Below are 13,023 nucleotides of genomic sequence, written 5' to 3' on the forward strand. Positions count from 1 at the left end.
GTTATTGAACTACTTGCGGGGCGACAGGGAAGACGGCAGGAACCGGACTCCCGGGCTGGATGGCCCACCTTCCGCTAAAGCGTTCGCCGCACCTCCCACCGGGCCGGCAACGCGTCAAGCAACCGAAACCCAGGAGTGTAAGAGTGGCGAACGATTTCCTTTTCACCTCGGAGTCTGTCTCCGAAGGCCATCCCGACAAGGTCGCGGACCAGATCTCCGACGCGATCCTCGACGCGATCTTTGCGCAGGATCCGCTCTCGCGCGTGGCCGCCGAAACGCTGTGCAACACCGGTCTGGTGGTGCTGGCCGGTGAGATCACCACGCAGGCCAATGTCGACTACATCCAGGTCGCGCGCGACACGATCAAGCGCATCGGCTACGACAACACCGAGTACGGCATCGACTACAAGGGCTGCGCGGTCCTGGTGGCCTACGACAAGCAGTCCAACGACATCGCCCAGGGCGTGGACCGCGCGAGCGACGACTACCTGAACATCGGCGCCGGCGACCAGGGCCTGATGTTCGGCTACGCGACCGACGAGACCCCGGCCCTGATGCCTGCGGCCATCCACTACGCGCACCGCCTGGTCGAGCGCCAGGCCCAGCTGCGCAAGGACGGCCGCCTGCCCTTCCTCCGTCCGGACGCGAAGAGCCAGGTCACGCTGCGCTACGTGGACGGCAAGCCGGTGTCGATCGACACCGTCGTGCTGTCGAGCCAGCATGCCCCCGAGTGGAGCCTGGGCGACAAGATGAAGCCCGAGTTCTACGAGGCCGTCCGCGAGGAAATCATCAAGCCGGTGCTGCCGGCCGAGTGGCTGACCGCCGACACCAAGTACCTGATCAACCCGACCGGCCGCTTCGTCGTCGGCGGCCCGCAGGGCGACTGCGGCCTGACCGGCCGCAAGATCATCGTCGACACCTACGGCGGTGCCTGCCCGCACGGCGGTGGTGCGTTCAGCGGCAAGGATCCGACCAAGGTCGACCGCTCCGCCGCCTACGCCGCCCGCTACGTGGCCAAGAACATCGTCGCCGCCGGCCTGGCCAAGCAGGCCCAGGTGCAGGTGGCCTACGCCATCGGCGTGGCCCGCCCGATGAACGTGACGATCAACACCTTCGGCACCGGCAAGCTGCCCGACGACAAGATCGCCGCGCTCGTCAACGAGCACTTCGACCTGCGTCCGAAGGGCATCATCCAGATGCTCGACCTGCTGCGTCCGATCTACGGCAAGACCGCCGCCTACGGCCACTTCGGCCGCGAGGAGCCGGAGTTCTCGTGGGAGAAGACCGACAAGGCCGCCGCCCTGAAGGCTGCCGCCGGCGTCTGATCCGCCCCCCGGGGCGGCGGCCGCCGCCCCGCGATGCACGACCAGCACTCTCCGGGGCGGGTCGGTCCCCGGACCGGCCCGCCCCGCGGTCATTTCAGCCCGCCTTGCCCTGCAGCACGCGGCGGGTGATCAGGGCGGCCAGCGCATCCTCGGCCACGAAGACCTCGGCGCCGCAATCGGCCTTCAGCCGGGCCGCCTCCTCGGCGTTGTGCGAGCGCAGCAGCACCGGGATGCCGGGGTTCAGGGCGCGCGCGGTCTCGATCATGACCCGCACCCCGACCGGATCCGGCAGCGCAATCACCAGCATCCGCGCCCGCGCGATGTGGGCCTGGATCAGCACCGCCGGATCGGCGGCATCCCCGAGCACGGCAGGCTGGCCCTGCGCACGCAGGGCCTCGACGCGCTCGCGCTGCTGCTCGGCCACCACCACGGCCTGGCCCGCGGCCGTCAGGGCCGCGGCGACCTGCTGGCCGACCCGGCCATGGCCGACCAGCACCACATGGCCCGCGAGGTGGCTGGAGGCCGTTTCGGGCGGCAGTTCGCTCAGCGGATCGTCGCGGGTCTCGCAGCGGCGCGCCCAGTCCGAACGCTGCACCAGCATGCGGCGCAGCGGCTCGCTCAGGGTGAAGACCAGCGGGTTCAGCGCGATCGAGATCAACGCGCCGGCCAGGATCAGGCTCTGCCCCTCCAGCGGCAGCAGGCCCAGCGACACGCCCAGCGCGGCCAGGATGAAGGAGAACTCGCCGATCTGCGCCAGGCCGGCCGAGACCGTCAGCGCCGTGTTCAGCGGATAGCGGAAGAGCAGCACCACCGCAGCCGCGGCCAGGGACTTGCCGACCAGGATGATCCCGACCACCGCCAGCACCTGGAAAGGCCGCTCCAGCAGGACCCGCGGGTCGAAGAGCATGCCGACCGACACGAAGAACAGCACGGCGAAGGCATCGCGCAGCGGCAGCGACTCGTCGGCCGCGCGATGGCTGAACTGCGACTCCCGCAGCACCATGCCGGCGAAGAAGGCGCCGAGCGCGAAGGACACGCCGAACAGCGCCGCCGAGCCGAAGGCGATGGTGATGGCCGCGGCGATCACGCAGAGCGTGAACAGCTCGCGCGAGCCCGTCTTGGCCACCTGCCAGAGCAGCCAGGGGAAGAGCCGGCGGCCGACGACCAGCATCAGCACGACGAAGGCCACCACCGCCAGCAGGGTGCGGCCCAGGGCCAGGCCCAGCGACTCGCCGGTGCCGCCGCCGACCCCGCCCAGCGGACCGGCCAGCGCCGGCAGCATGACCAGGGCCAGCACCATGGCCAGGTCCTCGACGATCAGCCAGCCGACCGCGATGCGGCCATTGACCGACTCCAGCTGGCCACGGCTCTCCAGCGCCTTCAGCAGCACCACCGTGCTGGCCACCGACAGCGAGAGGCCGAAGACCAGGCCCGCCCCCAGGGGCCAGCCCCAGAGGCCGCTCAGGCCCAGGCCCATCAGCGTGGCCACCGTCATCTGCGCGATCGCCCCGGGCAGCGCGATGCGCCGCACCGCCATCAGGTCGGCCAGCGAGAAGTGCAGGCCCACGCCGAACATCAGCAGCATCACCCCCACCTCAGCCAGCTGGCCGGCCAGCTGGACGTCGGCCACGAAGCCCGGGGTCGACGGCCCGATCAGGATGCCCGCGACCAGGTAGCCGACCAGCGCCGGCAGCCGCAGGCGCACGGCCAGGAAGCCCAGCAGCAGGGCCAGGCCGAAACCGGTGGCCAGGGTGGTGATCAGCGACGTGGCGTGGGGCATCGGGGCGGTCGGGGTCCTGGGGTCGAAACCGGTGCTGGCCCCGCCCTGGGGCAGGCAGAGGCGATGATCGAGTGTGTCATGCAGGACGCGCGCCGCCCGGCACGCCACGCCGAGGGCGGCGTGGCTGCGGACGGTCAGCGGGCGCGCTGCCCCAGGGCCAGCAGGCTGCCGAGCGCGAGCAGCGCCGCCGAGACCAGGAAACCCCGGCCCAGGTTCCCTGCGCCATCGGCCAGCGCGCCGATCAGGCTGGGGCCGACGATCTGCGCGCTGGCAAAGACGATGGTGAAGGCCGAGATGCCGCCCGACCAGGCGGCCGGCGGCGTGTTGTGCCGCACCAGCGCCGTCGTCGAGGCCACCACGCTCAGGAAAACACTACCGAACAGCAGGCCCGAGGCCAGCACCGCCAGCGCCTGCGGCCACAGCACCGGCAGGGCGGTGGCCAGGGCCAGCAGGCCGTTGAGCAGGGCCATCGGCCGACCATCGCGATGGCGTTGCAGCAGGCCGGCCCACAACCAGGACGAGGCCACGCAGCCCGCACCGAGCAGGGCATAGAAGCCGGCCGCCGCCCCCGGACCCCAGCCCTGCTCGCGCAGCAGGCTGACGATGAAGGTCATCGTGCCGAGGTAGCCCAGGCCGAACATCGCGTAGCCGGCCAGGCCGAAGCGCAGCGGCGCCCAGCGGAAGCGCTCGCCGACGGCCGGGCGGCTGGGCGCCAGCTGCAGGCCCCGGCTGAGCCGGGCCGTCAGGCCGGTGGCCAGCAGTGCGACGCCGGCCAGCAGGGCCCAGCCGGCCCGCCAGCCGCCGGACAGGACCGGGGGATCGGCCAGCAGCGGCGGCAGCAGGGCCGAGGCGGCCACGATGCCCAGGCCGGTGCCGCCGTAGTACAGGCCGAGGATGAGGCCGGCGCGCGGCGTCGGTCCGGCCCCGCGCTCCGGCAGGCTGGCCAGGCGCGCGGCCAGCACGCCGCCGGCGACGAAGCTCAGCGCGCTGGCCACGCCCGTCAGGAAACGCAGGGCATAGAGCGCGAGCTCGCCGGGGGCCAGGGCATGGAGGCCCAGCAGCGGCACGGTCGCCAGGCCACCGGTCAGCAGCACGCGGCGCGCCTCGCAGCGGGCCAGCACGCGCGGCAGCAGCAGCGCACCGGCCAGATAGCCGGCGGCGTTGGCGGTGTTCATCGCACCGGCCACCAGGTAGCTCCAGCCCAGCTCGGCCCGCATGGCCGGCAGCAGCAGCGCATAGGCAAAGCGGGCCAGGCCCAGCGAGACGGCGGCGGCCAGCGCCAGGCCGAAGGCGGCACGCAGCGGTTGGCGCAGGCTCATGCGGTCCACCGGCGGGTTCGACACGGCCGCTGAGCCCAGCCCGGCCCGCCAGGCCGGCACCGGGTGCCAGCCTTGCCAGCCTTGACGGCCTGTCCGACCGGCGACGAGGGCGCGCTCAACCGGTCTGCAACGCCAGGCCGGCGTGCTCGCGCAGCGGGTGGAAGACCACCTTGGGATGGCGTTCCTGGGTGAGCCGCAGGTCGTAGGGCGAGGTCATCAGGTAGGCCAGGGTGTCGGCCGCGTCGAGCGCGAGCTTGCTGGCCGCCTCGTCGGTGAACTTGCGCATCGCCGTCTCGTCGTCGCAGGTGACCCAGCGCGCGCCGTGGAAGCGGCAGGCGCCGAGGCGGGCCTCGACGCCGTACTCGGCCTTCAGGCGGTGCTGCACCACCTCGAACTGCAGCTGGCCGACGGCGCCCAGCAGCATCGCGCCGCCCACCGTCGGGCGGAAGACCTGGATAGCCCCTTCCTCGCCGAGCTGCAGCAGGCCCTGCATCAGCTGCTTGCTCTTCATGGGGTTGGCCAGCTCGACGGTCTGGAACAGCTCGGGCGCGAAGAAGGGCAGGCCGGTGTAGGTGCCGAAGCTGGCCGGCGCCTCGCCGTGGGTGATGGTGTCGCCGAGCTGCACGCCGCCGTGGGTGGTGAAGCCGATGATGTCGCCGGCATAGGCCTCCTCCACCGCCTCGCGGCGCTGCGAGAGGAAGGTCACCACGCTGGTCGGCCGCAGCTCCTTGCCGCTGCGCTGCACGCGCAGCTTCATGCCGCTGGCGTAGCGGCCGGAATTGACGCGCACGAAGGCGATGCGGTCGCGGTGCGAGGGGTCCATATTGGCCTGCACCTTGAAGACCACGCCGCTGAAGCCCTCGGCGGCCGGCGGCACTTCCACGTCGGAGCCGTCGATCTTCGTCACGTGGCGCGCGGCAGGCGGCGGGGCCAGGTCGACCAGGGCGTCCAGCACCTCCTGCACGCCGAAGTTGTTGACGCCGGAGCCGAAGAAGACCGGGGTCTGCTTCGCGGCCTCGAAGGCCTCTTGGGCATAGGCCGGCGCGGCGCCGGCGAGCAGCTCGATCGAGCCTTCGGCGGTCTCGAAATCGCCGCCGAAGCGGGCGCGCAGGGTGTCGGCCTGGGCCAGGGGGACGATCTCGTCGCCCTCCTCGTCGCGCTTGTCGGCGCCGGCCTTGAAGAGGCGCATCTGCTGCTTGCGCAGGTCGACGATGCCGCCGAAGGCCTTGCCCTGCCCGACCGGCCAGGTCATGGGCACGCAGGGCATGCCGAGCTCCTGCTCGATCTCGTCGAGCAGCTCCAGCGGGTCCTTGCCCTCGCGGTCCATCTTGTTGACGAAGGTCAGGATGGGCGTGTCGCGCTGGCGGCAGACCTCGATCAGGCGCCGCGTCTGCGGCTCCACGCCGTTGGCCGCGTCGATCACCATCAGCGCCGCGTCCACCGCGGTCAGCACGCGGTAGGTGTCTTCCGAGAAGTCCTTGTGGCCGGGCGTGTCGAGCAGGTTGATCACGCAGTCGCGGTAGAGCATCTGCATGACCGAGCTGGCCACCGAGATGCCGCGCTGCTTCTCGATCTCCATCCAGTCGCTGGTCGCGTGGCGGCTGGCCTTGCGCGCCTTGACCGAGCCGGCGATGTGGATCGCGCCGGAGAACAGCAGCAGCTTCTCGGTCAGCGTGGTCTTGCCGGCGTCGGGGTGCGAAATGATCGCGAAGGTGCGGCGGCGGCGCACCTCGGGGGCGTGCGGCAGGGGGGTGAGGTCGGACATGGCGGGCAGCTCGCGCGGCGCGGCCCCGGGAGGGGCCGCCGCCGGAAAACCCGCGATTGTCGGCGAGGCGCCGCGCGGTCGCTGCCCCGCCGCGCCGGCCTAGTCGAACGCCGGCAGCACCGGGTCGCGCAGCGCGGCGCGGGCCTGGTCGAAATCGGGCAGCACGCCGCGCACGACCTCCCAGAAGCGCGGGCTGTGGTCCATGTGGCGCAGGTGGGCCAGCTCGTGGACGACGACATAGTCCAGCGTCGCCAGGCTGAAATGGATCAGCCGCCAGTTCAGGCGGATGGAGCCATCGGCGCTGGCGCTGCCCCAGCGGGTCTGGGCCGAACTGAGGGCCAGGCGCCGCACCTGCACGCCCAGGGTGGGCGCGTAATGGGCCAGGCGCTCCAGGAAGACGCGGCGGGCCTCCTTCATCAACCAGGCCTGCACGGCATCGCGCACCTGCACGGCATCGGCCTGCGGCGGCAGACCCAGCAGCAGGCGGCGACCGGGCGGGGTCTCGCCCGCGGCGGCCTCGCGCAGGGCCAGGCCGCGCTGCTTCGGGTCGAGCCGCAGCACCAGGGTCTCGCCGAGGTAGGGCAGGCAGGCGCCATCGATCCAGTCGATGCGGCCGGCGGCCAGGCGGCGCTGGCGCTCCCCCTGCTCGCCGAGCTTGCCCAGCAGCCAGCGGGCCTTGGCCTGGAGCGCGGCCTCGATGTCCCCGAGGCCGACCCAGCGCGGTGCGCGCACCGACAGGCCCTCGGCCGTGACGACCATGCCGATCGATCGACGCCGCACCCGGACCAGCTCGTAGCCGATGCTCAGGCCGCCGAGCACGATGGCGTGGCGGGCCCGCGGATGCACCAGCAGGGCATGGGCCGCGGGCACCGCCGCCTGCGCTGCGCCGCCCGCCTCGCCCAGACCGGGCAACTGCCGCTGAAGCTCGGCATGGTCGGCAGGGCCCGGGACGGCGGTCATGCGAACGAGTGTACGGGGGCCCTTCCCGCCCCCGCCTCGGGGGACTTCAGAGCAGGTTGAGCGGGATTTTCAGGTAGGCCACCCCATTGGCCTCGGCCGGCGGCAGGTGGCCGGCGCGCACATTGACCTGCACCGAAGGCAGCATCAGGGTCGGCATGGCCAGGGTGCGGTCGCGGGCACTGCGCATGGCCACGAAGCTGTCCTCGTCGATGCCCTCGCGGACATGGATGTTGGCCGCGCGCTGCTCGGCCACGGTGCTGATCCAGCAGGGCTCGCGCCCCCCGGGCGGCGGGTAGTCGTGGCAGAGGTGCAGGCGGGTGGCGGGCGGCAGGCTCAGCACCTTCTGGATCGAGCGGTAGAGCGTGCGCGCGTCGCCGCCGGGAAAGTCGCAGCGGGCCGTGCCGTAGTCGGGCATGAAGAGGGTGTCGCCGACGAAGGCGTCCTCGCCCACCAGGTAGCTCATGCAGGCCGGCGTGTGGCCGGGGGTGTGCAGGGCGCGGGCTTGAAGCTCGCCGAGGGCGAAGACCTCACCGTCGTCGAAGAGCTTGTCGAAGGCCAGGCCGTCGGTGTTCATGTCCTCGGCATGGAAGATGCCCTTGAAGACCCGCTGCACCTCGCGGATGTGGCGGCCGATCGCGATGCGGCCGCCAAGCCGGGCCTTCAACCACGGGGCCGCCGACAGATGGTCGGCATGGGCGTGGGTTTCGAGCAGCCAGTCCACCGTCAGGCCCTCGGACTGCACATGGGCCAGCACGCGCTCGGCGCTGGCCGTCGAGGTGCGGCCGGACTTGGGGTCGTAGTCCAGCACGCTGTCGACGATGGCGGCGCGCCGCGTGGCCGGGTCGCTGACGATGTGGGTGACGGTGTTCGTCGCCGGATCGAAGAAGGCGTGGATCGTGGCGTTCATGGCGGGCTCGGTTCGCGGGCAGGCCGGCCGCAGCGGCGCGGCGCGGGAGTGCATCTGAATATCAGTCATAAACAATATACCAAGTCTTGAACTATGATGCGCGCATGTCGACCGTGATCTCCGCCCCGGGAGGCCCGAGGACCGAGGCGCCCTTCGCGGCGCAGGCCGAGGCCGCCGCTGCGCTGCTGCGCGCGCTGGCCCACCCCGGCCGGCTCCAGCTGCTCTGCGCGCTGGTCGAGGGCGAACGCTGCGTCGGCGAGCTGGCCGGCTGCACCGGCCTGGCCCAGCCCTCGCTGTCGCAGCAACTTGGCGTGCTGCGGGCCGAGGGCCTGGTGGAGACCCGCCGCGACGGTCGCCACATCCACTACGCGATCGCGTCCGAGGCCGCCCGCGCGGTGCTGGACGCGCTGCACGCGCACTTCTGTCCCCCGTCCCACCGGCCCGCACGGCCCTTCCGCCCATGACCCTCGACTGGCAAGCCTTCACTCCCTGGACCGCCCTGGCCGGCGGCCTCCTGATCGGCCTGTCGGCCGTGCTGCTGGTGCTCGGCGCCGGCCGCATCGCCGGCATCGCGGGCCTGGTCGGCGGCGCGCTGCAGGCGGTGCTCTCGCCGGGCGCCGGCCTCGGTCCGGCCCTGAAGGCCCAGGCCCTGCGCCTGGCCTTTCTTGCCGGCCTGCTCGCCTCGCCCTGGCTCTGGCGGCTGGCGGCGCCGCTGCCGGCGACGGAGCAGGTCAGCGGCGGTCTGGGCCTGGTCCTTGCCGGCCTGCTGGTCGGCGTGGGCGTGCGCATGGGCAATGGCTGCACCAGCGGCCACGGGGTCTGCGGCCTGTCGCGCCTCTCGCTGCGTTCGCTGGCCAATGTGGCGGCCTTCATGGGCGCCGGCTTCGTCACCGTGTTCGTGCTGCGGCACGTCCTCTGAGCCCTTGGGGAGCCTTCGATGTCCCTCCTCATTTCGGCCCTGTCGGGCCTGATCTTCGGCCTGGGCCTGATCCTCTCGGGCATGGCCAACCCCAGCAAGGTGAGCGCCTTCCTCGACCTGGCCGGGGCCTGGGACCCGAGCCTTGCGCTGGTGATGGGCGGCGCGGTCGGTGTGGGCCTGATCGGCTTTGCGCGGGCCCGGCGTCGCCGCATCGCCTGGAGCGGCGATCCGATCGAGCTGCCGACGAACACGGTGATCGACGCGCGCCTGCTCGGCGGCGGCCTGCTGTTTGGCATCGGCTGGGGCCTGGGGGGCTACTGCCCGGGTCCGGCCCTGGTCGCGGCCGGCAGCGGCAGCGGCGAGGCCCTGCTCTTCGTCGGCGCGATGCTGGCCGGCATGGCCTTGCACGACCGGCTGATCGCCCGGCGCTGAGGCAGGGGCCGGTCCGGCACCGGCCCGCGCTAGATCGCCAGCGGATCGACGTCGATCGCCCAGCGCAGCACGCGCGGCTCGCGCAGGCCGTGGAGCTGCGGCAGCCAGGCGGCCAGCATCTGCTGCAGCGGCGCGCGGCGCGGGGCCTCGATCAGCATCTGGGCCCGCTCGACCTGGGCGACCCGCTGCACCGGGGTCGGCACCGGCGGAAAGCAGACCACGCCCGCCTCGGCCGCCGCCGCGGCGCCCAGCGTGGCGGCCGCAGCCAGCCAGGCCTGGGCCGCTTCCTGGGTGCGGGCCTCGGCGCGCAGCAGGGCCAGGTGGGTGGCCGGCGGCAGGCCGGCCTCGAAACGCTCGCGCCACTGCGCCTCGGCGAAGGCCGCAGCGTCATGACGGAGCAGGGCCTGGTAGAGCGGGTGCGCGGGATGCCAGGTCTGCACCCACATCTCGCTCTGGCCGGATTGGCTGGCCTCGCGGCCGGCCCGGCCGGCGGCCTGCATCAGCAGCGAAAACAGGCGCTCGGGCGCGCGGAAATCGCTGCTGAACAGGGCGGCATCGGGCTGCACGGCGGCCACCAGGGTGATGCGGCGGAAGTCGTGGCCCTTGGCGACCATCTGGGTGCCGACCAGCACGTCGATGTCGCCGGCATGCACCTGGGCAAGCTGGGCCTCGAGCGAACCGGCCGCGCGCGTGCTGTCGGCATCGATGCGGCCGATGCGGGCGCCGGGCAGGCGCTCGGCCAGCTCGTCGGCCAGGCGCTCGGTGCCGCGGCCCAGGGCATCCAGGTCGGCGTTGCCGCATTCGGGGCAGTGGCGTGGCACGCGTTCGGTGGCGCCGCAGTGGTGGCAGCGCAGGCTGCGGTCGCTCTTGTGGAAGACGCGCCAGGCGCTGCAGTGCGGACAGCCGCTCTTCCAGCCGCAGGCGGCGCAGTGCAGCACCGGCGCGTAGCCGCGACGGTTGAGCAGCACCAGGCTCTGCTCGCCACGCGCCAGGCGTTGCTGCAGGGCCTCCACCAGAGCCGGCGCGATCAGGCCGGCGGCGTGGTCCTCGCGCCGCAGTTGGCCCAGGTCGAGCAGGCGCACGCGCGGCAGCACGCCGCCGCCGATGCGGCTGGGCATGGCCAGGCGCTGGTAGCGGCCCGCGCCGCCCTCGGCCTGCGGCCGGGCGTTGTGCCAGCTTTCCAGCGAGGGCGTGGCCGAGGCCAGCAGCACCGCCGCCCGCTCCAGCCGGCCGCGCAGCACGGCGAGGTCGCGGGCCGAGTAGCGCGCGCCGTCCTGCTGCTTGTAGGAGGGGTCGTGTTCCTCGTCGATCACCAGCAGGCCCAGGCGGTCCAGCGGCGCAAAGATGGCCATGCGGGTGCCGAGCAGCAGGTCGACTTCGCCGCGCAGCACCTGCAGCCAGTGGCGCAGCCGCAGGGCGGGGCTCAGGCCGCTGTGCAGGCTGAGGATGCGGCGCGCCGGGAAGCGGGCCGCCACGCGGGCTTCGAGCTGCGGCGTCAGGTTGATCTCGGGCACCAGCATCAGCACCTGGCGGCCGCCGGCCAGCACGGTTTCGGCGGCGCGCAGGTAGACCTCGGTCTTGCCGCTGCCGGTCACGCCGTCGAGCAGGGTGACCGGCGGCTCGGCACCGGCCTGGCCGATGCGCTCCAGGCCCAGGGCGGCCAGCACGGCCGCCTGCTCGGGCGTCAGCGCCGGCCGCTCGGGTGCGGGGCCGGCAGCTGGCGGCGCGGCGGCCGCGGCGCGGTCCAGGCGGCGCAGGCGGCGGTCGAGCTGGATCGCATCGAGCTTGCGCAGCTCGGCCGGCAGCACGGCCAGGGCCAGTTCGCCCGCGCCGCGCTGGTAATAGCGAGCGGCGAAATCGACCAGCGCACGCCAGGCCGGCGGCAAGGGCGGCAGGCGGTCGAAAACGGCGGCGAGCGGGCGCAGGGCCCAGCCCTCGGCGGCCGGGGCCTCGGCCGGACGCAGGGCCGTCCAGGCGATGCCCAGCACCTCGCGCCGGCCCAGCGGCACCCGCAAGAGGGTGCCGGGAGCGACGGGCCGGTCGCAGACGTAGTCCAGCGGGCCGCTCAGGCCGCTGTGCTGGGGGGTCTCGACGAGCACGCCGAGCACGCCGGCGGCGACGGGTTCGCAGGGGTTCAGCGCATCCGACAAGGTCGACACCCTCTCAGCATGCCCGGCCAAGTGCTTGATTCACCGTGGATTTCCAGACTATCCACGGAGTCTGTGGATAACTTTGTGGGAAAACTGCGTGGACCCGCGCTAAGTGCTTGACGCACAAGGGGCGGGCTTACCCTGGTGCAAAGAGAGGCAGCGCCGTGATTTCTTTATGAATCAACAACTTGCACGTAGATCCGTGCGGCCGCCTGCTGCATTGCATCAGGGGTGCTAGGGGGTGCGGGCCGGCAGAATTTTGGGGATAAGTCAAGCCCCGCGGACGCGCTTCGGCCCGTCGCCCCCCGGACAGGCCGGCCCCTGGCTCAGGCGCGGGCCTGGATCGAGGCCTGGCGCACGGCGTCGAGCAGCACCGCCACCGACTCCGGCGGCGTGAACTGGTTGATGCCGTGGCCGAGGTTGAAGATGTGCCCGCCGTGGCGGCCGTCGGCCCGCTGGGGCCGGCCGAAGCTGGCGACCACGGCCTCGGCCTCGGCGCGGATGGCGGCCTCGTCGCCGAACAGCACCATCGGATCCAGATTGCCCTGGAGGGCGACGCGGTCGTCGATCCGGCGGCGCGCATCGGCCAGGGCCACCGTCCAGTCCAGGCCGACCACGTCGGCCCCGGTGTCGGCGATGGCCTCCAGCCACAGGCCGCCGCCCTTGGTGAAGACGATGTGCGGGATGCGGTGGCCGGCATGCTCCTTCTTGAGCCCGTCGAGCACGCGCTGGGTATAGGCCAGGCTGAAGCGGCGGAAGGCCGCATCGGAGAGTACGCCGCCCCAGCTGTCGAAGACCATCACCGCCTGGGCGCCGGCCTCGATCTGGGCATTCAGGTAGGCCGCCACCGCATCGGCGTTGACGGCCAGGATGCGGTGCATCAGGTCCGGGCGCTTGTACATCAGCGTCTTGACCTGGCGGTAGTCGTCGCTGCCGGCGCCCTCGACCATGTAGCAGGCCAGGGTCCAGGGGCTGCCGGAGAAGCCGATCAGGGGCACGCGGCCCACGCCCTGGGCATCGGCGAGCGCGCGGCGGATGCTGCTCACCGCGTCGAAGACGTAGCGCAGCTTGTCCAGGTCCGGCACCTCCAGCTTGGCGACCGCGGCCTCGTCGCGCACCGGGTGGGCGAAGCGCGGGCCTTCGCCCTGCGCGAAGCTCAGGCCCAGGCCCATGGCGTCGGGCACGGTCAGGATGTCGCTGAACAGGATGGCCGCATCGAGCGGGTAGCGGTCGAGCGGCTGGAGCGTGACCTCGGTGGCGTAGGCCGGGTTCGTGGCCAGGCCCATGAAGCTGCCGGCCTTGGCGCGCGTGGCGTTGTACTCCGGCAGGTAGCGACCGGCCTGGCGCATCAGCCAGACGGGGGTGCGGTCGGTGGGCAGGCGCAGGCAGGCGCGCAGGAAGCGGTCGTTGGCCAGGGACGGCAGGGCGGGTTCGTGCATCGGTGGATTGTCACCGGCGGGCGTCAT

Annotated in this window: 11 protein-coding genes; 4 read left to right on the forward strand and 7 right to left on the reverse strand. The window is 72.6% G+C overall.

Features of this window, described 5'->3' with window-relative positions; genetic code table 11:
* Positions 1–143 precede the first annotated feature (143 nt).
* Entirely contained in the window at positions 144–1,325 is a 1,182-nt protein-coding gene (gene metK, locus H4F90_RS13835; protein ID WP_182665598.1) for a methionine adenosyltransferase, read from the forward strand.
* 94 nt (positions 1,326–1,419) lie between these two features.
* Here metK and ybaL read toward each other — a convergent pair whose 3' ends face one another.
* The 5 genes from ybaL to H4F90_RS13860 form a co-directional block, all read right to left on the reverse strand.
* Positions 1,420–3,105, reverse strand: a complete 1,686-nt coding sequence (ybaL, locus tag H4F90_RS13840; RefSeq protein WP_182665600.1) for a YbaL family putative K(+) efflux transporter — start codon at positions 3,103–3,105, stop codon at positions 1,420–1,422.
* A 134-nt stretch (positions 3,106–3,239) separates the two neighbouring features.
* Positions 3,240–4,424, reverse strand: a complete 1,185-nt coding sequence (locus H4F90_RS13845) for a YbfB/YjiJ family MFS transporter (RefSeq protein ID WP_182665602.1) — start codon at positions 4,422–4,424, stop codon at positions 3,240–3,242.
* A 115-nt stretch (positions 4,425–4,539) separates the two neighbouring features.
* Positions 4,540–6,189, reverse strand: coding sequence for a peptide chain release factor 3 (locus H4F90_RS13850; protein WP_182665605.1), 1,650 nt, complete (start codon positions 6,187–6,189; stop codon positions 4,540–4,542).
* A gap of 99 nt (positions 6,190–6,288) precedes the next feature.
* The gene (locus H4F90_RS13855; protein ID WP_182665607.1) at positions 6,289–7,149 is read right to left on the reverse strand and encodes a M48 family metallopeptidase; all 861 of its coding nucleotides are present in this window, start codon (positions 7,147–7,149) and stop codon (positions 6,289–6,291) included.
* 46 nt (positions 7,150–7,195) lie between these two features.
* Positions 7,196–8,056 (reverse strand): MBL fold metallo-hydrolase, encoded by an 861-nt coding sequence (locus H4F90_RS13860; protein ID WP_182665609.1) that lies wholly within the window; start codon positions 8,054–8,056, stop codon positions 7,196–7,198.
* A 104-nt stretch (positions 8,057–8,160) separates the two neighbouring features.
* Here H4F90_RS13860 and H4F90_RS13865 point away from each other — a divergent pair, with 104 nt between their 5' ends.
* Genes H4F90_RS13865 through H4F90_RS13875 form a run of 3 tightly spaced genes read left to right on the forward strand, consistent with a single transcriptional unit; the run spans position 8,161 to position 9,407 of the window.
* Positions 8,161–8,520, forward strand: coding sequence for an ArsR/SmtB family transcription factor (locus H4F90_RS13865; protein WP_182665611.1), 360 nt, complete (start codon positions 8,161–8,163; stop codon positions 8,518–8,520).
* Complete coding sequence (locus tag H4F90_RS13870) at positions 8,517–8,975, forward strand: YeeE/YedE family protein (protein WP_182665613.1); 459 nt, start codon at positions 8,517–8,519, stop codon at positions 8,973–8,975. Before H4F90_RS13865 ends, H4F90_RS13870 begins: the two co-directional genes overlap by 4 nt.
* Positions 8,976–8,993: 18 nt before the next feature.
* Complete coding sequence (locus H4F90_RS13875) at positions 8,994–9,407, forward strand: DUF6691 family protein (protein WP_182665615.1); 414 nt, start codon at positions 8,994–8,996, stop codon at positions 9,405–9,407.
* 29 nt (positions 9,408–9,436) lie between these two features.
* On the opposite strand, the gene priA is transcribed toward H4F90_RS13875, so the two are convergent.
* The gene (priA, locus tag H4F90_RS13880) at positions 9,437–11,566 is read right to left on the reverse strand and encodes a replication restart helicase PriA (RefSeq protein ID WP_328700942.1); all 2,130 of its coding nucleotides are present in this window, start codon (positions 11,564–11,566) and stop codon (positions 9,437–9,439) included.
* Positions 11,567–11,883: 317 nt separating this feature from the next.
* Positions 11,884–12,996, reverse strand: coding sequence for a uroporphyrinogen decarboxylase (gene hemE, locus H4F90_RS13885; RefSeq protein ID WP_182665618.1), 1,113 nt, complete (start codon positions 12,994–12,996; stop codon positions 11,884–11,886).
* Positions 12,997–13,023: the final 27 nt, after the last annotated feature.

The organism is Aquariibacter albus (assembly GCF_014145335.1).
Lineage (GTDB): Bacteria > Pseudomonadota > Gammaproteobacteria > Burkholderiales > Burkholderiaceae_C > Aquariibacter > Aquariibacter albus.